Annotated in this window: 18 protein-coding genes and 1 tRNA gene; 9 read left to right on the forward strand and 10 right to left on the reverse strand. The window is 60.0% G+C overall.

Annotated elements, in window-relative coordinates; translation table 11 throughout:
* Positions 1 to 42: 42 nt before the first annotated feature.
* Entirely contained in the window at positions 43 to 1935 is a 1893-nt protein-coding gene (locus NKH16_RS01295; protein ID WP_352898006.1) for a L,D-transpeptidase family protein, read from the forward strand.
* An 11-nt stretch (positions 1936 to 1946) separates the two neighbouring features.
* Here the strand turns inward: NKH16_RS01295 and NKH16_RS01300 are convergent, their stop codons facing one another.
* Positions 1947 to 2423: a hypothetical protein gene (locus NKH16_RS01300; protein WP_352774143.1), complete on the reverse strand. Its 477-nt coding sequence runs from the start codon at positions 2421 to 2423 to the stop codon at positions 1947 to 1949.
* A 122-nt stretch (positions 2424 to 2545) separates the two neighbouring features.
* Positions 2546 to 2797, reverse strand: a complete 252-nt coding sequence (locus tag NKH16_RS01305; protein WP_023675031.1) for a PepSY domain-containing protein — start codon at positions 2795 to 2797, stop codon at positions 2546 to 2548.
* 494 nt (positions 2798 to 3291) lie between these two features.
* Here NKH16_RS01305 and NKH16_RS01310 point away from each other — a divergent pair, with 494 nt between their 5' ends.
* Positions 3292 to 3750: a hypothetical protein gene (locus NKH16_RS01310; protein ID WP_352898008.1), complete on the forward strand. Its 459-nt coding sequence runs from the start codon at positions 3292 to 3294 to the stop codon at positions 3748 to 3750.
* On the opposite strand, the gene NKH16_RS01315 is transcribed toward NKH16_RS01310, so the two are convergent.
* Positions 3725 to 4048 (reverse strand): RusA family crossover junction endodeoxyribonuclease, encoded by a 324-nt coding sequence (locus NKH16_RS01315; protein ID WP_352898010.1) that lies wholly within the window; start codon positions 4046 to 4048, stop codon positions 3725 to 3727. The genes NKH16_RS01310 and NKH16_RS01315 overlap by 26 nt on opposite strands.
* A gap of 159 nt (positions 4049 to 4207) precedes the next feature.
* On the opposite strand from NKH16_RS01315, the gene NKH16_RS01320 reads away from it, so the two are divergent.
* Positions 4208 to 5152, forward strand: coding sequence for an anti-phage phospholipase (locus tag NKH16_RS01320; protein WP_352898011.1), 945 nt, complete (start codon positions 4208 to 4210; stop codon positions 5150 to 5152).
* A gap of 12 nt (positions 5153 to 5164) precedes the next feature.
* Entirely contained in the window at positions 5165 to 6079 is a 915-nt protein-coding gene (locus NKH16_RS01325; protein ID WP_352898014.1) for an anti-phage nucleotidyltransferase, read from the forward strand.
* 381 nt (positions 6080 to 6460) lie between these two features.
* Here NKH16_RS01325 and NKH16_RS01330 read toward each other — a convergent pair whose 3' ends face one another.
* Both NKH16_RS01330 and NKH16_RS01335 read right to left on the reverse strand, forming a co-directional pair.
* Positions 6461 to 6958, reverse strand: a complete 498-nt coding sequence (locus tag NKH16_RS01330; RefSeq protein ID WP_352898017.1) for a hypothetical protein — start codon at positions 6956 to 6958, stop codon at positions 6461 to 6463.
* Between the two features lie 60 nt (positions 6959 to 7018).
* A complete protein-coding gene (locus NKH16_RS01335) occupies positions 7019 to 7426 on the reverse strand; it encodes a hypothetical protein (protein ID WP_352898020.1) in 408 nt (135 codons plus the stop codon).
* A gap of 728 nt (positions 7427 to 8154) precedes the next feature.
* Between NKH16_RS01335 and NKH16_RS01340 the strand changes: the two genes are divergently transcribed.
* Positions 8155 to 8439 carry a hypothetical protein gene (locus tag NKH16_RS01340; protein ID WP_352898023.1) on the forward strand — a complete coding sequence of 95 codons (285 nt, stop codon included), beginning with the start codon at positions 8155 to 8157 and terminating at the stop codon, positions 8437 to 8439.
* An 886-nt stretch (positions 8440 to 9325) separates the two neighbouring features.
* On the opposite strand, the gene NKH16_RS01345 is transcribed toward NKH16_RS01340, so the two are convergent.
* Together NKH16_RS01345 and NKH16_RS01350 are read right to left on the reverse strand one after the other, a co-directional pair.
* Positions 9326 to 9400, reverse strand: a tRNA-Val gene (locus NKH16_RS01345).
* 103 nt (positions 9401 to 9503) lie between these two features.
* Positions 9504 to 10187 carry a phosphoglycolate phosphatase gene (locus NKH16_RS01350; RefSeq protein WP_352471880.1) on the reverse strand — a complete coding sequence of 228 codons (684 nt, stop codon included), beginning with the start codon at positions 10185 to 10187 and terminating at the stop codon, positions 9504 to 9506.
* 144 nt (positions 10188 to 10331) lie between these two features.
* Between NKH16_RS01350 and rpiA the strand changes: the two genes are divergently transcribed.
* The 3 genes from rpiA to gor all read left to right on the forward strand — a co-directional run bounded on the left by rpiA (position 10332) and on the right by gor (position 13134).
* Complete coding sequence (gene rpiA, locus NKH16_RS01355) at positions 10332 to 11063, forward strand: ribose-5-phosphate isomerase RpiA (RefSeq protein ID WP_352898025.1); 732 nt, start codon at positions 10332 to 10334, stop codon at positions 11061 to 11063.
* Entirely contained in the window at positions 11050 to 11628 is a 579-nt protein-coding gene (locus tag NKH16_RS01360) for a DUF2059 domain-containing protein (protein WP_352898028.1), read from the forward strand. Before rpiA ends, NKH16_RS01360 begins: the two co-directional genes overlap by 14 nt.
* Before the next feature lie 117 nt (positions 11629 to 11745).
* Positions 11746 to 13134 carry a glutathione-disulfide reductase gene (gor, locus tag NKH16_RS01365; RefSeq protein ID WP_352742788.1) on the forward strand — a complete coding sequence of 463 codons (1389 nt, stop codon included), beginning with the start codon at positions 11746 to 11748 and terminating at the stop codon, positions 13132 to 13134.
* A gap of 57 nt (positions 13135 to 13191) precedes the next feature.
* Here the strand turns inward: gor and mgtE are convergent, their stop codons facing one another.
* Positions 13192 to 14556: a magnesium transporter gene (gene mgtE / locus NKH16_RS01370; RefSeq protein ID WP_352821653.1), complete on the reverse strand. Its 1365-nt coding sequence runs from the start codon at positions 14554 to 14556 to the stop codon at positions 13192 to 13194.
* Between the two features lie 271 nt (positions 14557 to 14827).
* Positions 14828 to 16717, reverse strand: a complete 1890-nt coding sequence (locus tag NKH16_RS01375) for an ABC transporter ATP-binding protein/permease (RefSeq protein WP_352448904.1) — start codon at positions 16715 to 16717, stop codon at positions 14828 to 14830.
* 627 nt (positions 16718 to 17344) lie between these two features.
* On the opposite strand from NKH16_RS01375, the gene NKH16_RS01380 reads away from it, so the two are divergent.
* A complete protein-coding gene (locus NKH16_RS01380) occupies positions 17345 to 17779 on the forward strand; it encodes a hypothetical protein (RefSeq protein WP_352742792.1) in 435 nt (144 codons plus the stop codon).
* 13 nt (positions 17780 to 17792) lie between these two features.
* Here the strand turns inward: NKH16_RS01380 and NKH16_RS01385 are convergent, their stop codons facing one another.
* Positions 17793 to 18470: a DsbA family oxidoreductase gene (locus NKH16_RS01385; protein WP_352742794.1), complete on the reverse strand. Its 678-nt coding sequence runs from the start codon at positions 18468 to 18470 to the stop codon at positions 17793 to 17795.
* Between the last annotated feature and the right edge of the window lie 13 nt (positions 18471 to 18483).

Genomic DNA, 18483 nt, shown 5'->3' on the forward strand with positions numbered 1-18483 from the left:
GCGGTGCGGAACGGGATCCGGTTCAACCGGAGCGGGTGATCCATGAAACTCCTTGGAAACAAAGCAACCGTGCTGCCGTTTGCGGTGGCCGCGGCAATGCTGGCCTTCGGGGCGCCGAAGGCTGAAGCGCAAGGGTTCTTCGACATGCTTTTCGGCGGCGGCGTCAAACACGCACCGCCGAAAAGTGACTTTCCGCCGCCACCGTCAAAATACAAGCCGAAGCCCAGGGCGCCGGCCGCTTCCGGTGGTGGTGCGCAAATCAGCAGCCCGTCCTATTATACCTACAAGAGCGATCCGCTGGTGCGCGTCGATTTTTCGGCACTGTCGGCAGCGCCTGAACCAGCAACGCCTCAGGACGCTGCTTTCGAGCCGGCGGCCACCGGGGCTGCATTCCGCGAAGCCATTGCCGGCCTCGACGGCTATGACCTCTACGCCGAGAAGGACATCGCCAAGGCGCTGATCGCCTATTACTCGGCCAATCCGGATTTCATCTGGGTGACGGGAACCAGTCCCAGCAGCCGTGCCCAGGATGCCGTGCGGGTGCTGGGCGAGGCCGCGAGCTACGGCCTGACGCCCGCCGACTACACCGTGGAAGTTCCGGCAGCAGGCACATCGGCGGGCAATGTCGATGAACGCCTGAAAGAGCTGGTCCGCTTCGAGATGGCGCTGTCGGCGCGTGTCCTGCGCTACGCCCGTGACGCACAAAGCGGCCGCGTCGATCCCAACCGCATGACCGGCTACTACGATTTTCCGCCGAAGCCGCTCGACATGGAAGGGGTGCTGAAGACGCTGGCCCATACCCAGCAAGTGCGCACTTATCTCGAGTCGCGGCATCCACAGAATTCCGAGTATCAGGCGCTGCGCGTCGAACTGGAAGCGCTCCAGGCCAGCGCCGAAGACGAAATCAACATCGATCCCAACCTGCTGTTGAAGCCGGGGCAGACCAGCCCCGAGCTGCCGAAGCTTTTGACAAAGATCGCGCGCAATCTCGATGACGAGATGGGCGGCGCCTATGGCGAGGTCCTGGCGAGGCTCGCTACCAGCGAGGTCTACGATCCGGAGCTGGTGCCGGTGATCAGGGCGGTGCAAAAACGGGCCGGCATGAAAGGCGACGGCGTCATCGGCCCGCGTACCGTTGCATCGTTGGCCGGAACGTCCAAGGCCGACAAAATTCAGAAGGTTCGGGTTGCGCTCGAAGAGTTGCGCTGGTTGCCTTCCGACCTTGGCAGCCCGCGCGTCTTCATCAACCAGCCGGCTTTCACCGCGAGCTATATCGATGATGGCGAGGAGAAGCTGAAGACCCGCGCCGTGGTTGGCAGGCCCACCAACCAGACTGCTTTCTTCTATGACCAGATAGAGCAGGTCGACTTCCATCCCTATTGGGGCGTGCCGCAGTCGATCCTGGTCAACGAGATGCTGCCGCGGCTGCGCCGGGATCCTGGCTATCTCGACCGCGCCGGCTACGAGGTGGTCAATGCCCGCGGCAAGCGCATTCCCTCGTCCTCGGTCAATTGGGGCGCCTACGGCGCAAAGATACCCTACGGCGTGCGCCAGCTGCCCAGCGAGGCCAATGCGCTGGGCGAGCTGAAGATACTGTTCCCCAACAAGCATGCAATCTACATGCACGATACGCCGCAGAAGTCGTTTTTCCAGCGCGACATGCGTGCGCTCAGCCATGGCTGCGTTCGCTTGCAGGATCCGCGCGGCATGGCCGCTGCCGTGCTCGGCACCTCGGTCGACTACATCGAGGACAAACTGAAACACGGACATTCGACCGAGGACGTAACACGCAAGATCCCGGTCTATGTCGCCTATTTCACCGCGTGGCCGGACCTGTCCGGCAAGGTCGAATACTTCAACGACGTCTACGGCCGCGATACAAGGCTGCAGCAGGCGCTCGACAGCACTGAAGCGGTGCGTTCGCCGGCAAGCTGACGAATGCGGTTCTAGCGCTGAAACAGCGGACGCCGGAAACCGGCATCGCGTCCGGCGATGAGCCAATAGACCAGGCCCGCGACAATGCCTGCGGCGGCAATGATGCCGATATCGGCCCAGCGCTCCGGGTTCGTGTCATCCGGTACACTGGGCCAGATCAAGGCGAAGCCGCCAACAGCGGCCGCCGCGCCGAAGACCATATGCAGCCAAAAACTGCGCAGCGAGAAAAACTCGGCAATCAGTGCGAAGATCAGCGTCTGCAGGCCGGTCAGCACGATCGTCAGAAAATAGATGAACATGCCGAGCGGCGGCAACAGCAGCACCGCAATGGGGGTGACACCCATGACGTCGAAATAATTCGGCGCATTTGGCAGCGAACTCAGCCCGCCATAGATCGCTGCCACCGCGATCAGCCCAACCAGTACCGCTATGAAATAGCCCGCGAGCATCATCAGAAAGCGTTTCAATACGTGCTTTACCGTCGCCATGCCCACCCCCGCGCGCAATGATACCACCCAGTCAGCCATCAAAGTCATATCTACGCAAGCGTGTGCCGAAGGCCGGGGGCCTTCGAGGCGCGCCATTTTTTAGAATCTGTTGGCGGCCAGCTTCATTTCGGCGCGGCTGTCACCGGATCATAGGTGATTTCAACTTTGGCCTTGTCGCTCGTGTAATAAATGACGGTGTAGCCATCGCTGTCCCAATCGATTTCCTTGATGTAGCGGAAGTCGTCGCGCTGCTCGACCTTGGCGATGATTTCCGACAGCTTCTTGGCATTCTGCGGCGGCACCGGATTTTCGTCCGCGGCAAAGGCCGATCCGCCGACAAGCAGCACGGCGGCCGCCAAAACAAGTCTGGACATGGCTTTCCCTCACATCTCGATCAGCAGAAACTCACGTCCATGGAGGTTTGTTCCGGGATCGCGGAGGGTTGCGCTACAAGGAGGCGCCGGCCGTGCCTGATTTATGGCTGCCGAAAGAACACGGCGACTGCTTAAAATCATGATGCGTCGCCTCAACATCGCGGCCGTAATAGTGCCGGTGGTCATTCGGGGGTCTACATGCAAATGCGTCATGCCATCTGGCGCCAAGGCGCAGCAGTTAAAGGCCGAGTTAGAGCTAGGGCGCCACCAGTGCGGACCACTGGAGTACGCCGGCTTCAGCAGAGGGTATGCCGCTACGCTACCAGCGCATGGTGTCGAGTTGAGCCAGACACAAAAAGGGCGCGCCTTCTCCAAGCAGAAGAAACTACGACGAGCGTTGCTGGCCCACAAGTCCCGTGCCGATTACTTCCAGCCCGGCCGAGCCTAACGCCACCACCGCGTTTGTGGTATGCCGTGCTTAGGGGGAGGCGCCAATGAACGTCAGGCGAGGGCTTTTCAGGCTGTGGATGGTGCTGTCGGCTATTTGGGCGATCGTGGTCGGCCTCATGTTCTTTGACGAGATCCGGTCGCCCTACCTTCAGGAAAACAATTATTTATACGTCGAGGGCGCCGAGGAGATTGTTAAAATCCCAGACTTCAATAGCCGGTATGAAATGCGGAAAACGATGACGGAGGTCACCTTTCCACACAACGTGAGTTTGTTCACTGGGTTGACCACCCCCGACGAAAAGATGCAGGCGAGGGTTCCCCGATTTCTGATCGAGTACGTCGAGCCACGGCAGGCGGAAATCGACGCAAAGCGGCGGGACAAGGTGGAAATGGCGCTCATGGTGGCTCTCATACCAATCGCCGTGATCTTCGCTCTAGGCGGCGCCTTGTTGTGGGCGCTTTCAGGCTTCGCACGCCCTAAACAGCCGCCACTCGCACCGTAACACCGTCCGCAGCGCCATATCCCTTGCGGCACGTCAGGTCGACCACCTGACTATCATCCAGCCACACACCGGCAGCCGTCATCGCATCGAGGACCGACTTCGCTAGGTTGTCGACATCGCCGCGGGGCCAGCCGCTCGACAGGCGCTCCTCACGTTGCTTTTTGGTATCGCTCTTGGGTGGCAGTTCCACACATTCAATCGTAACGCTCAGGCGCCCCACGAATTGTCCGGAGACTTGCTTCCTAAGGTCAGCTTCAGCCTGCTTCTTCCAGGCGGTGTATGTCTTGGGATAATGCACGCCCCAGCGTGTAATCCTCGGCCGGGGACACGGAGGCGTCTTGTAGGGCAGAACAAATTCCAGGAATTGGGCTTACGTTTATTTCGGGGGATAGTGACACAATCTTCAACTGCCAGCCCTGTCTTCTGCTAACAAAATAGGCATGCCTGCGGGGGCGCAATGCCGAAACGACAGACTAAAGACAAACCCTATCGGATTCTGAGCTTGGATGGCGGGGGCGCCAAGGGCTTCTACACTCTCGGGGTACTCGCAGAAATCGAGGGGCTTATTGGCTGCCGCCTTCACGAGCGTTTCGACCTTGTATTTGGTACCAGCACCGGCGCCATCATCGCTGCGATGATTGCCCTTGGCATGTCAGTCGATGAGATTCACACAAACTACAAGAAGTACGTCCCCGAAATAATGCGCCTGAAAAACGCGCAAGATAAGTCTGCCAAGCTGGCGGAATTAGCCAAGCAGATTTTTGGTGATCAGAAGTTTGATGAAGTCCGAACCGCCGTGGGGATCGTCACTACAAAATGGGTTATCGAACGCCCCATGATATTCAAGGGCAGCATCGCCCAGGCGCACGGTCGCAGGGGAACGTTTCTACCCGGCTTCGGAGTAACCATAGGGGATGCCGTCCAGGCATCCTGCTCGGCATTTCCTTTCTTCGACCCAAAGACAGTGACGACTGGCGCCGGCGACGACGTGAAGTTGGTGGATGGCGGCTATTGCGCGAATAACCCTACGCTTTACGCCATCGCGGATGCTACCAGAGCTTTAAACGTTCCGCATGACCGGCTGCGAGTTGTTAGTGTTGGCGTCGGGGTCTATCCCGAGCCGAAAATCACGGTTTGGAATAAGATGTATTGGGCAAAAAAGTATTTGCTGAGTGTCCAGCTCCTTCAGAAGACCCTTGAGATCAATACGCAATCGATGGATCAGCTCCGGGTTATTCTCTTCAAGGATGTCCCAACGGTGCGAATAAGCGACACGTTCGAGCAGCCGGAAATGGCAACCGACTTATTCGAGCACAATTTGGACAAGCTCAACATTCTCAGACAGCGCGGTCGAGAGTCGTTCGCGAAGAATGAAGCCACCCTTAGAGAGTTTCTCGTTTAGCAAGAGGCCGTAATGGCAATTCCGGAAGCACAACTCAGCACCTGGACCGCGCAAGGATCAGTCCAGCAGTCCGCGGCCACTTATCAGACCATACGCACAGCCCTGAATGATTCACAGTCTCCGTACTATCCAAAGAATTTCGAAATCTTTCTGCAAGGCTCATACGGCAACGATACCAACATCTACGCCGACAGCGATGTCGACGTGGTTATCCGGCTTGATTCCGTCTATTACTCGGACACCAGCCACTTGTCGGCCGATGACAAGACTAACTACGACCGAAATTTCACAAAAGCTGACTATTCGCTGGCCAAATTCAAGGAAGAGGTCGGAGCATGGCTGCTTAGCAAGGTTGGCAAAAGCGTAAAGCCTGGCAACAAAGCCATTTTCGTGCCGGGCAGCGGAAATAGGCGCGACGCCGATGTGCTCCCGTGCGCTCTCCATCGCGCTTACTACACCTATCCCGCCAGCGGCGCCCCCGCCATGTGGGAAGGTGTTGTCTTTTGGACAGGAGAGGGAACCAAGATCGTCAATTACCCAAAGCAGCATTCCGAAAATTGCACAAAGAAGCATCAAGCGACCGGCAATCGATTGAAGCCTGCGGTGCGCATGTTCAAAAACATGCGCAACAAGATGATTGAGGAGGGATTTCTCCAGAAGGGAGTGGCGCCGTCATATTATTTAGAAGGCCTGCTTACAAACGCCCCTGATTATTGCTTTTCAGGAAGCCTCCAGGAAACGTTCAACCAGTGCATGAATTCCCTTAGGCAGGCAGAGCGCGACAAATTGATGTGTGCTAACGGAATTCACTTTCTTGTTCGCGATGGCCAACAAGTTTGCTGGTCAGTGGCAAATTTCACCGCGTTCATGGCGGCCGTACAAAAATTTTGGGATGATGGCGGAAAGCGCAAGGGCCTTTGGCTGTAATCAGACACGCTTCTTCCGCCACTTCTCCCAGCCGCTGCCTTTGCCGCGATCGAGCGCATAGTACGTTTCGCCGCCAAACTCCCGCGCCATCGTCTCCGCCTGCTCAGGCTCCTTGAAGCGGAAAATCAGATACTCCGATACTCCTGCGGGTAGAACCGGCCAACGAACACGCGGCGCTCGGCGGTTCCCATCTCCGCCGCTCGGCCATGGGCGGGCTGGTAAGCCTTTTCGCAACACCGCTCCCACGGGATGACGGCGTGATACGGCCAAAAGCGGTCTAGGTAGGAATCCGTGTGGATTCCCTTGTGGCGGGCGGGCATGGTGACCTCTCGCAGGGTGTAGGAATATATTCCGCACCACCGGGCGAGAGTCAAGGGCGGGCTATTTCGGCGGGTCGACTTGGTGGAGAGCAAACCACCGCCAGCGGCGTCCCCAGACCGGATCGTCCTTTACGCCTTGGCCGATGTTATCCAAGCCCCGCACCATCACGTACAGACCGGCCGCGTATTGGGCGCATGTAGATACGAGGGGAAACGACCAGCCGGGCGGCGCACCGGGCGCCGAGCCTATCCAGTTGTAGGAGGTGACGACAACCACCACGACGGCAAAGGCCACTTCAAGCAGCCCGTACATCCAGCGGCGGTGTTCGCGCAGCCAATAGGCCTTGATGCAGAGCAGGATGAAGGTGGCAATGACCCCGAGCAGCGCGACCGCCACATCCACGAAGATGAGGGCGGTTGGAACTTTTTCAAGGCCGATGCGCGTCAGGATGGAGGCCCCCACCCCGGCAACCAGCACCAGCACAACCGGCACGGCAATGACCGCCTTGCGCAGCCGTTTTTGACCGCGCGTCAGAACTTCCCATTTTTCATATTGCATTCGACCGTCCCCCCCCGCTGCCGTATCCCATACCTCACAATTTGGGGATTCGGATACGGCCTAGAGAGCCAGCCACCGTTCGAGCAGCTTCTTCCGCGCCAGCACGTTGCTCCCAATCGCCAGCTTCACGTCACGGATGAAAGAAGCGAGGGACGGCAGCTTGCCTTCGCCGCGGATAGCCCACTTGTAGGCCTTGCGGATGGCGTACAGCGGGTATTCCTCCAATTCATCAGCCCAGACCTCCACCATGCCGTTTATCTTCCCCTGGTCACCGGTGTAGAGGTTGAAGGCGGCGAACATTTTCAGGATTTGCCCCTCCAGCTCGGGACCACGCTCCCTTGCCGGAATGAGAACCTCAGAAAGGGATCTCACCGTTTGGGAGACGGTCGCGACGAGTTCGGGTGTTTTCTCCGGCGCCTTCGGCGGTCGCCCCCCCGTTGACGCCACCGTCAGAGCGTACGATTCCATATCGTGCAGCCACGCTTGAAGCGAAGGCGGCAGCAAGTCCGCTACAAGCCTTTCCGCCAGCTCGGTAGCCTCGATTGCCGAGGTGGGAGACGCGACGGCAATGGCTCCGCCAGGTTGCGGCCCAGTCGGACTTGACGGCCTCCGGCCTTGGCATTGCCGCTAGTCCAGTAATCAGAGAAGTCGTCCCATTCGAAGCTGATGCGGTCGGTATCCCAGCCGAAGGTGGTGTGAGCCCACTCTCCCCATTCTGCCGGCGGGATGCCTCCGCTTGCTTCAAGATGTTGGAGAAGGGTTGCTGCAGGGGTTGCACGGGAAGGGGCTTTCGGAGGCGCAGATGTGGACTTCCAGCTGGAACGCCGAGAGCCTTACACTATCCCCAGAGGCCAGGGGCAGAGAAATTGCGGCACATTCCATGGCTTTAGGTGGACACAGATTGCCGTAGGCCGAACCAACGCTTGGGCTGATGTTGAACTCTCTGACGATTATCGTGTCACGAGCAGGATAGACGGCTCTGTCGTCCAGGAAGGTCACAAACTACCCAATCCCCCGGCAATTAATGCAGCGTCGATGGCCTGACATGGAGCAGATGTCTTTCCTTTCAGCCCTACAGCCGAAACGAGTGGAAGCTGCGCCGCTGACTAAACTGGAGATTTTGGCCGCCGGGCTGAAATCACAGGATTTGCCTCAACCCGACCGGGTGGATTGGCTACGCGAGCAAGTGAGGATGCATGACCTACGAAACGAAAGATACGGAGATGCTAACGAAAAACACGCCTAATCCGATGAACGTTGCGGAACGGGACCGTCCCAGCTACGTCACCGACGCCCTTCAGGGGATTGTAATAACGGCCACGCAGGCAAGCTTGGAGGCCGTTGGGTTTCCGGTCGATTGGAAGCAGATAGCAGAGAGCCTGGCGCGAGACTGCGGTACGCTCGTTGACCATATGCACGAGTTAGAAGGCAATCCACGCTCCGTAGCACCGGCAGACAAGATGCTGGTGGATGCACTGTAAAGCATTATCGACTACGACCAAACTCGAACAGGCGCAGAGAACCACGACGTTATCAGTCTGTTCCGGAGGACAGCCGCTAAAGCGCTTGCCGAACACCGCGATGCGCAAGCAGCAGCAACCGGCCAAATCACCACGGGATAAAGACCCTTTAGACCCGCGTGAGGGTTGCACGAAATCACGGCGATGAGCAGGGTGGAGAGGCTGAAGGGGGATTTGCGGACATTCCTTGGCCGGAACCGCAAACCTCCCCAACAGCTGGCTCCCCGGAGGGGTGGGGCTGGTGAAAGCCAGCCCCATTTCCGCGGTAAAGCTACCGTGGGGAAAATTGGCCCTCTGTGCAAGAGCCTACGTTTTAAATCACAGCTTTCCTGTAATCGACCCCTTCTGTGGAGCAGGGGGCTTTTTTCGTAGGGATACATTTATCAGCGCCCGTGCTTCGCACCCCCATTCCCGCCCACCCAATAGGGCGCAGTGGAGAACCTGGGAGCGTCGAGCTAATCCGGCCAAGATTCTGCACTAGGCCGAGGTTGAGAAAAAATCAGTCCGCAGACAGCCGTGTCCGGCGAGAGTTTGAGGCGGGTATCTAGGCCGCCTACGATCTCCCCCACCGTTATCCGCACTTCCGCTCCGATATTCGCCGCCTTGCACACAATTTCAATTGCCCGGGTCTCGCTGGAGGAACACACGAACCAACGGCGCGGAACTACTATGCCCCGAGATTTCTGAGTGATCGATCGCGGCAAAGTCTCTGTAGTCATCCATGACGGGCACGTTATCTCGCGAGCGCCAAGCCCGCCATAAAAACCAACGCGCCAGTTACGCGCCAGTGCCGTTTTTCGTGGGTTTCTGTGAGGGCCAATTCATCTAACCTTTTTAGTGGGTTAGATGGTGGGCGATGCAGGGATTGAACCTGCGACCCCACCCGTGTGAAGGGTGTGCTCTCCCGCTGAGCTAATCGCCCGCTCGTTGCCCGAAGGCCAAGCGCGCCGCGATATAAGGGAGGCCGGCCTGCTAAGTCAACCACTTGTCGGTCGGCATCTGGCGGTCCGCCCGATGGGCAGCTTTCAGCCTTCTGCCGCGGCCATCAGCCCTTGTACCAGATCGAGCGTCAGCGAATCGAAATGCGAGATCACCGCCGACGGTTCGAACTCTCGCACATGACGGTCGGTGTAGCCGAAATCGACTGCCACCACCGGAATCCCGGCGGCTTTCGCCGTGTCGATGTCGGTCTGCGAATCACCGACCATCAGTGCACGGTGCGGGTCGCCGCCGGCGCGCGCGATGGTCTGCGTGAGATGGCGCGGGTCGGGCTTGCGGAACGGAAAACTATCCTGACCGCAGATCGCCGCGAAATGCCTGGTCATACCGAGCGCCTCGATCAGCGCCACCGAATTGGCCTCGTATTTATTGGTGCAGATGGCCAGCAGGTAACCGGCTGCCTCGAACCGTGCGATCGCCTCGGGGACGCCGGGGTAGGGGCGCGATTTGCCGGGGATGTTAACGGTGTAATGGTCCAGAAACAGCTTGAGCAGGCGGTCGTGCTCCTCCACTGCCAGCGACCTATGCTGCGCTGCGTGAGCGCGCTCGATCATCACCCGGCCGCCATGGCCGACGAAGCGCTTGAAGCCGGCTTCGTCGACGGCCGCGAGCTGGCTGGCGGCAAGGCTGTGGTTGAGACTGTCGAGCAGGTCCGGCGCCGTGTCGATCAGCGTCCCGTCGAGGTCGAACACGATGATCGGTCGGGTCATGGCCTGTCCTGTGACAATTTGATTGCCGGCAGGCGATAAACGCTGCGGCCCGTTCAGGCAAGCCGGCTTATCCACCGCGGGCAAGGTCCTTTGACCAGCCCGGCAAAAATGCTACGAGCGCCGAAACAAATCTCGGGACCCGGCATGGATGCGAGGCAATTGAAGGTTGAGGCCGCGCGGGCAGCGCTTGCCCATGTCACGGATGGCATGCGGCTCGGCATCGGCACCGGCACGACGGCGGACGAGTTCGTGCGGCTGCTCGCCGACAAGGTCGCCATCGGCCTGACTGTCATCGGCGTGCCGACCTCGGAGCGCACCGCCGTCCTTTGCACCGAGCTTGGTGTGCCGCTGTCCACCCTCGAGGAAACCCCCGAGCTCGACCTCACCATCGACGGCGCCGACGAGATCGATCCGGCGCTGACGTTGGTCAAGGGCGGGGGCGGCGCGCTGCTGCGCGAAAAGATCGTCGCGGCGGCCTCCGCCCGCATGATCGTCATCGCCGACAGCTCCAAGATGGTCGAGATGATCGGCCGTTTTCCGCTGCCCATCGAAGTCAACCGGTTTGGCCTGCGCGCCACCGAAATTGCGGTCGGCGCGGCGGCTGCAAACCTTGGCCTTTCCGGCCCTGTTACATTGAGGATGACGGGGAGCCAGCCATTTGTTACAGACGGCGGCCATTTTATCCTCGATGCATCTTTTGGCCGCATTCCGGATACAAGAGCGCTTTCGAATGCTCTCCACGCCATTCCGGGCGTGGTCGAGCATGGTCTTTTCATCGGGCTGGCATCAACGGCCATCATAGCCGGCGGCGACGGCATCCAAACCGTCCATGCCGCCCGAAAATCAGGGAGTTTTACCGATCATGACGTTGCATAACCGGGTTGGCCGCTTTTTTGCCATTCTGGCGGCCTCGGCCGTTTTCGCGTTTTCGTCGCCTGCGTCTTCGCAGGACGTCACCGATGCGCATTTGAAGGCGGCGCGCGCCGCCGTCGCGGCGATCCATGCGACGGATACGTTCGACAGCATCCTGCCGCAAGCGGCCGCGGCACTGGAGCAGCAGCTGATCCAGAAGAACCCGGACATGCAGGAACTGATCGCCAAGACGATCAACGAGAAGGCGATGGCCTTGGCATCGCGCCGCGCCGACCTGGAAAAGGAAGCGGCGCTCGCCTATGCAAAGGTGTTCTCGGAAAAGGAACTCAATGAAATCGCCGCCTTCTACAATTCCGATTCCGGCAAGAAGCTGCTCGACAACGGCCCGATCGTGACGCGCGAACTGGTGAAGGCTGCCGAGATCTGGCAGAACGGCCTGGCTCGCGATCTCGCCCAGCAGGTCGGCGAGACCCTGGGTGCAGCGGCGAATGCCAAGGCGCCGGCTGCACCTGCCGACGGTACCGCTCCGGCCGATGGCGCAGCTCCCGCGGACGCTACACCGAATTGATTGCGGACTTCCGAGCCGCCTGACCGCCACTGGACCAAAAGCCCGGCAAGTCCGGGCTTTTCTTTTGATAGTCGGCAGCCTACCTGTCTCGGGGTTTGAGGGGCAAGGAGTTCAGCCATGGCCGGTTACGACTACGATCTTTTCGTCATCGGCGGCGGCTCCGGCGGGGTGAGGGCGGCGCGCGTCGCGGCCGCACTCGGCAAGCGTGTCGGCATTGCCGAGGAATACCGCTATGGCGGCACATGCGTGATCCGTGGCTGCGTGCCGAAGAAGCTCTATGTCTACGCCTCGCAATTCCCCGAGCATTTCGCCGACGCCGCCGGTTATGGCTGGACGGTGCCTGAGGCGCGTTTCGACTGGCAGACGCTGGTCGCCAACAAGGACCGCGAAATCAGCCGGCTGGAGGCCATCTACAAGAAGAACGTGCAGGGCGCCGGCGGCGAGGTCTTTCATTCGCGCGCCACCCTGGTCGATCGGCATGTGGTGCATCTTCTCGGTGAGGATCGCACCGTTACCGCCGACCAGATCCTGATCGCTACCGGCGGGCGACCGGCGCCGCATCCGGCATTGCCCGGCCATGAGCACTGCATCTTTTCCAACGAGGCCTTCGACCTCAAGGAACTGCCGAAGGCAATCATGATCGAGGGCGGCGGCTATATCGCCGTCGAATTCGCCAACATCTTTCACGGCCTCGGCGTCGACACGACGCTGGTCTACCGCGGCAAGGAGATCCTCAGCCGTTTCGACATGGACCTCAGACGCATGCTGCACGACACGATGGAAAAGAAAGGGATAAAAATCCTCTGCCACGCCGTGTCCGAGTGGGTCAGGAAGCGGCCTGACGGCCGGCTCGACGCGCTTGTCACCGGCGGCACGGTGCTGACGGGCGACCAGGTCATGCTCGCCATCGGCCGCATTCCCAATACCGAGAACATGGGCCTGGAAGGCGTCGGCATCGAGATGACCAAAACCGGGGCAATCCACGTCGACGAATACTCCCGCACGAACATCGACAACATCTGGGCAATCGGTGACGTCACCCATCGCGTGCAATTGACGCCGGTGGCAATCCACGAGGCGATGTGCTTCGTCGAGACCGCCTTCAAGGACAAGCCGACGGCGCCCGACCATGACACGATCGCTACCGCAGTCTTTTCGCAGCCCGAGATCGGTACGGTCGGCCTGTCGGAGGATGAGGCGGCAAAGCGCTTTTCGAATGTTGAAATCTACCGCGCCACCTTCCGGCCGATGCGGCACACACTTTCCGGCCGCGACGAAAAGATGCTGATGAAGCTGGTCGTCGATGGCGCCTCGAAAAGGGTCCTCGGCGCCCACATTCTCGGGCCGGATGCCGGCGAAATGGCGCAGCTTCTCGGCATACCGCTGAAGGCCGGCCTGACCAAGGATGATTTCGATCGCACCATGGCGGTGCATCCGACCGCCGCGGAAGAACTCGTCACCATGTACAAGCCGACTTACCGGGTGAGAGATGGTGAGCGCGTCTGACGCGACGACAACCCATCGCGGCAACGAAATTGCCGCGATGGCAGTGCGTGCGTTTTCTTACAGCAACGTTCCGCGCAGGATCACCAGCGCCACAGAAAAATAGATCACCAGCCCGGTGACGTCGACCAGCGTGGCGACGAACGGGGCCGATGCGCTGGCCGGGTCGAAGCCCATGCGCTTCAGGGCGAACGGCAGCATCGATCCAGACAACGAGCCGAAGGTGACGATGCCAACCAGCGTGGCGCCGATGGTCATTGCGATCAGCGGCCAGTGCGGGCCGTAGTCGTAGAAGCCGAGATACTGCCAGAGCGCGATGCGGCAGACGCCGACCACGCCAAGAATCGAGCCAAGCACCAGGCCGGTGGGCAGCTCGCGCAATGCCACCCGCCACCAGTCGCCAAGGCCGATCTCGCGCAGCGCCAGCGCCCGGATGACGAGCGAGGTCGCCTGCGAGCCGGAATTGCCGCCGGAGCTCATGATCAATGGAATAAATAACGTCAGCACGATCGCCTTTTCCAGCTCGCCCTCGTAGCTCTGCATCGCGTTTGCGGTCAGCATCTCGCTGATAAACAGCGCGCACAGCCAGCCGGCGCGTTTCTGGATCATCGCCAGAAAGCCCATCTTCATATAGGGCTCGTCGAGAGCCTCCATGCCGCCGAAACGATGCACATCCTCCGTCGTTTCGTCGATCATCGTGTCGATAATATCGTCGATGGTAACGATGCCGAGCAGTTTGCCGTTGTCCACGACCGGAACGGCGAGCAGATCATATTTCGAGATCAACTGAGCAACCTTTTCACTATCGGTCAGCGGTGAAACGGTGATAGGCGCACGATCCGGCGCGATTGCCATGATCAGCTCGTCGGGCCCGCCAGCGATAAGTCGACGCAGGCTGGTCGAGCGCAACAGGACATGCGTTTGCGGATCGACGATGTAGATCGCGTAGACGGTTTCGCGCGTCCGCTCCACCTTGCGGATATAATCCAGCGTGCGGGCCACGCTCCAGTCCGGCGGCACGCTGACATATTCGGTCGTCATGAGCGAGGCGGCGCTGCCTTCGGGATAGCCGAGAATGGCAAGCAGCGTCGCGCGCAGCGGTGGCGCCAGGCCACCAAGCAGTTCGGAACGAGCCGGCTCGTTCAGATCGCGCAGTATGTCGGCGGCGCGGTCGACCGACATGGCGGCAAGCAGTCTGCCTGCCTTGATGCGGGGCAGCGCCTCGACCAGTTCGGATGCGCCGTCGAGTTCAGGCTGGTCGAAGATCTCGACCAGCCGCTCGAACGGCACTTCGCAAAGCAGCTCCGATGCCGTCTCGCGGGGCTCCTGGTTCAAGGCCTCGACGATGTCGGCGACGTGTTCGTTGGCAAGTACGCGAGCGATGGCGATGGCATCGCCGCCCGCGACAGGGGAAAACTCGTTCATGGCTCACTCCTTGCCGTCCGGCAGGACGTGAGCCTGTCAGGCCACGTCAAGCGGACGGCGGTTGCGTTCGACTGTGACTGTCGCCAGGCATGGCGCGGTGACCTTTCTGCTCGCGGGTTCGAGTTGAGATTCTGCAAGCCGGCGCAACATAGGAGCGCGCCTTGCCGAGTCAATCGCGAGAGCGGGTTAAAACGGCGGCAAACCGGCGGATCGCGAGACTGTGATCGGGCGACGTGGCAGGCTGGCTGGACGCTGGCAATGGTGCCCGCGGCTATCTCTGCTTCAGCCGGCGGGGAAAGCGCAGCCATTTGTCCTCGGCCGGCCGTGTCGGCTGCGTGAGGATGGTGGTGAGCTCGACCGGCAAGCTCGGAACCAGCGGCTTCTTGGTAGCGACGCCGTCGGCGATCGCAACCACGCTGTGGTAGAATTCGGTGCCCGCGAGCGATCTCGGCGGCGTCGCCTCATGCATGATCGAGATCACCGTTGCATCAGGGCAATTGTCCTTGATCGCCTGATGGAAGGCGATCCGTCCTTCGGGATCGAGCGCGCCGGTGGCTTCATCGAGGAACAGCAATCCCGGCTGCTGCAGCACGATGCGGGCGACAACCAGCTTCTGCTTCTGCCCACCCGAGAGAACCTGATCCCAGATCTTTCCTTCACGGCTCTCATCAGCCAGATGCTCGATGAAGTCGCCGAGACCGGCCTTGTGCAGGGCGGATGCGACCTGCACGTCGGCGTAATCATGCTCGGAACCGGGCAGGCAGACCAGTTGCTTCAGCGAAACCTGCTGCAGCTTCACCTCCTGAGCGGCGTAGAAACTCCTGACCCCTTCCGGGAAGACGATGGTGCCGCGGCCATAAGGCCACAGGCCGTTGATCGCCTTGATCAGCGAGGTCTTGCCGCAACCGGATTCGCCCTTGAGGAAAGTCCACTCGCCACGCCGGAAGCGCAAGTTCGCGGCACTCAGGAAGGGCGTTGCGTCCTCGCCCTGATGCGCCAGTTCGAGCTTCTGGATGGTCAGGCCGAACACCGGGTTCTGGTGGTCGTAGCGGAACTCGGATCGGCCGGTCTGCTGATAGAATTCCTGCGGGTGCTGGACGTTTTCGATTGCCTGCGCCAATTCGATGACGCGCTGGCTGTTGGCGCGCAAGGTGGCGATCTCCGGCATCACATGGATGAACCACGAACAGTTGCTGATCAGCTTATCGACCTGGCCGGAAGCTGTCAGATAACCCTTGAGGTCGAGGCCGTTGTGGATGAAGGGCACCAGCCCGGGCCCGAAAGCGACAATCTTGGCACCGATGAAATTATAGATCAGCTCGAACGAGGTGTAGCCGGTATTGACGATGTTCAGTCTGGCCCAGGTACGGTCAATGTCTGCATAACGCTGGCTGTGTACAGTCTTCTGCACATTCTCGCCCTGCGATGCGGCGACATGAAAACTGCGGCGCAGGAACGTGATCAACTCGCTGCGGTAATTGCCTTCGGCCTGCTGCATTCTGACGTTTAGCCACTCCAGCATTCGGCCGAGTTTCAACGCGATCCAGGTGTTGAACGGCACATAGACAGCGATTGCCAGGAGAGCAAGGACGGCGCTGCCGTAGCTGCCGAGAAACTCCAGCCCCTTCACCTCGACAGAGTTTTTCAGCAATTCGCCGCCGAGAAAGTAGAACGAAGCGAAGACGCCTAGCACACCCGAAGCAAGCCCGATGGCTCCACCGGTCATGGCCTTGATGGATTCCTGCACGCGCTGGTCGATATTGTCGGGAGCTGCATTCCCGGAAGAGCCATGCTGGGCATGGAAATGCGAATGATTGGAGTCGAGCAAGGCCTCGTTGAATCGGCTATCCAGCCAGCCACGCCATTTGCGATGCAATGTCTTGGAAACAAGGTTGCGAATGCCGGCAATAACCAAGTCCTTGAGCACGACCAGCAGCACCAGCCAACCGGCGTTGGTCAGTATTGTCTTAAGTGGCGTCGTGTTCGCGGCATCGTGGAAAAAAGCGATCGAAGCCGCCAGCTCGGCCCCAGCCACCGTAAACCAGACGTCGGCTTTGCTGGACAGCGCGATGATCAGCGCGATCACCAGCGTCAGCGTCCAGGCTTCCCTCCAGCGGTCCGAGAACCAGTAGACCCGCATCAGCCCCCAGAAGCTGCGCATCGAAGATACGGGCGTCAGGGGCGACTGCCTTGCGGCACCGCGGAGCCATTTTTCCGATATTGAATGTCGCGTTGGTCTATCGACCCGAATCACTATCCCGCCCAAACGATTTTTCTTTTGTTACGGACAGTAACACCAATTGATCATTTTCCATTAGCTTTTCACCAGTCGCAGGTGGCTTAGCTTGCCGGCCGTTGCAGTGGAGCAACAGAATGAATGATCACGGCGCTGTGCCGTCACGTTTCGAAGGGCGGAATACCAACGCAATTTCAAATAGTTACTTGCCTGCGCCCGAGCAAGTAGAGATCTTCCCCAAGGGAAGGTCTTCACACAGCTTTGTGAACATAGAAGCGCCTTCCAGCGGCCGATCTTCACAGCCTGAACCGCCTTCACGGCCAGTCCGGCCTCGTCGGCGGGCAGGACGTGACCGTATGATTCGTGTTTGAAGCCGCCTTGTCAGGAACCCGTAATCGGCCAAGAAATGACTTGCCGACACAGTCCAGGATGAAGATCAATATCAGTTAGCCAGTGCCTTTTTAAGAGCGCGCACAAACCGCGTTTGACAAACACGCGCTTCGGATCGAACCTGCCGGACGCATCCAGGTTTGAACCGGGGGGAAGTTCGCCATGCTTGCACGGACATTGTTTGTGGCGATGCTCGCGATGTTTGCCTGGCTGCCGCAAACATATGCCGGCAGCCAGACCGTTCCCGCAAACGCCGAGGGACAGATCGAGTTCAACACGCCGTCCGGCAATATTGGCTGCATCTACACGCCAAACGGCGGCACCAGCACCTACGAGCCGCAGGATGGCGGACCGGAGTTGAGCTGTTCGCGCGTCGAGCCCAGCTACGTCACCGTCATCCTCGGCCCGAAAGGTCCGGCGACGCTGATCAAGAATCCGGGCGAGCAAGGCTGCTGCGGCGACGTCACCACGCTGGCGTACGGCAACAGCTGGAGCAAGGGGCCGTTTTCCTGCCAGTCATCCGCCAAGGGATTGACCTGCACCGGCAAGCATGGCCATGGCTTTTTCGTCAGCAAGGCCAAGGTGACGGTGAAATAGGAAATAGTCCGACTCAGTTCGCCGTCTCCAGTTCGCCGCGTGCCTTGGCCGCGGCGACCTGGCGGAGTGCATCGGCGAGCGTATCGGCGTCCTGGGCACCCATCACCGCATATTTGCCTTCAAGCAGAAAGCACGGCACACCCGATACGCCCATGCGCGAAGCGGTGGCGATTTCGGTGCGCACCGCCTCGACATCGGCGTCGGTCGGCAGAAGCGTTTCGACCACGGACGCATCCATGCCGGCCTCGCGGGCGGCTTCGATCAGCACGGCATGATCGCCGAGATTGGCGCCTTCCTCGAAATTCAGCTGGAACAGCCGGCGCACCAGCCGGTTCTGAATGGCCTCGCCGGCCGTGCCGGCCCAGCGAATGAGACGGTGCGCATCCAGCGTATTGGGCGCGACCTTGATGGCGTCGAATGCGAAGGAGATGCCTTCAGCCTCGCCCAGCGGTTCGATCCGGGCATGGATTTCGCGGATGCGATGCTCGCTGCCGAATTTCGCCACCATATAGTCGCGGCGGTTCTTGCCTTCGGGCGGGATTGTTGGGTCGAGTTGGAAGGGCCGCCAGCGTATGTGAACGTCGATATCGACGGCGGCAATCGCCTTGTCGAGCCGTTTCTGGCCGATAAAGCACCAGGGACACACGACGTCGGAGACCACATCGACGGTAATCGAGCTCTCGTCGTTCATCTTGATCTCCTGT

Origin of the sequence: Mesorhizobium sp. M1307 (assembly GCF_040318155.1) — a bacterium.
Lineage (GTDB): Bacteria > Pseudomonadota > Alphaproteobacteria > Rhizobiales > Rhizobiaceae > Mesorhizobium.

Bases quoted from the DNA above. Each gene is read 5' to 3' on its own strand.
- NKH16_RS01325 (WP_352898014.1), top strand. From the start codon at position 5,165: ATGGCAATTCCGGAAGCACAACTCAGCACCTGGACCGCGCAAGGATCA.
- NKH16_RS01350 (WP_352471880.1), bottom strand. From the start codon at position 10,187: ATGACCCGACCGATCATCGTGTTCGACCTCGACGGGACGCTGATCGAC.
- mgtE (WP_352821653.1), bottom strand. From the start codon at position 14,556: ATGAACGAGTTTTCCCCTGTCGCGGGCGGCGATGCCATCGCCATCGCT.
- rpiA (WP_352898025.1), top strand. From the start codon at position 10,332: ATGGATGCGAGGCAATTGAAGGTTGAGGCCGCGCGGGCAGCGCTTGCC.
- NKH16_RS01295 (WP_352898006.1), top strand. From the start codon at position 43: ATGAAACTCCTTGGAAACAAAGCAACCGTGCTGCCGTTTGCGGTGGCC.
- NKH16_RS01310 (WP_352898008.1), top strand. From the start codon at position 3,292: ATGAACGTCAGGCGAGGGCTTTTCAGGCTGTGGATGGTGCTGTCGGCT.
- gor (WP_352742788.1), top strand. From the start codon at position 11,746: ATGGCCGGTTACGACTACGATCTTTTCGTCATCGGCGGCGGCTCCGGC.
- NKH16_RS01340 (WP_352898023.1), top strand. From the start codon at position 8,155: ATGACCTACGAAACGAAAGATACGGAGATGCTAACGAAAAACACGCCT.
- NKH16_RS01330 (WP_352898017.1), bottom strand. From the start codon at position 6,958: ATGCAATATGAAAAATGGGAAGTTCTGACGCGCGGTCAAAAACGGCTG.
- NKH16_RS01300 (WP_352774143.1), bottom strand. From the start codon at position 2,423: ATGGCGACGGTAAAGCACGTATTGAAACGCTTTCTGATGATGCTCGCG.
- NKH16_RS01385 (WP_352742794.1), bottom strand. From the start codon at position 18,470: ATGAACGACGAGAGCTCGATTACCGTCGATGTGGTCTCCGACGTCGTG.
- NKH16_RS01360 (WP_352898028.1), top strand. From the start codon at position 11,050: ATGACGTTGCATAACCGGGTTGGCCGCTTTTTTGCCATTCTGGCGGCC.
- NKH16_RS01375 (WP_352448904.1), bottom strand. From the start codon at position 16,717: ATGCGCAGCTTCTGGGGGCTGATGCGGGTCTACTGGTTCTCGGACCGC.
- NKH16_RS01335 (WP_352898020.1), bottom strand. From the start codon at position 7,426: ATGGAATCGTACGCTCTGACGGTGGCGTCAACGGGGGGGCGACCGCCG.
- NKH16_RS01320 (WP_352898011.1), top strand. From the start codon at position 4,208: ATGCCGAAACGACAGACTAAAGACAAACCCTATCGGATTCTGAGCTTG.
- NKH16_RS01380 (WP_352742792.1), top strand. From the start codon at position 17,345: ATGCTTGCACGGACATTGTTTGTGGCGATGCTCGCGATGTTTGCCTGG.
- NKH16_RS01305 (WP_023675031.1), bottom strand. From the start codon at position 2,797: ATGTCCAGACTTGTTTTGGCGGCCGCCGTGCTGCTTGTCGGCGGATCG.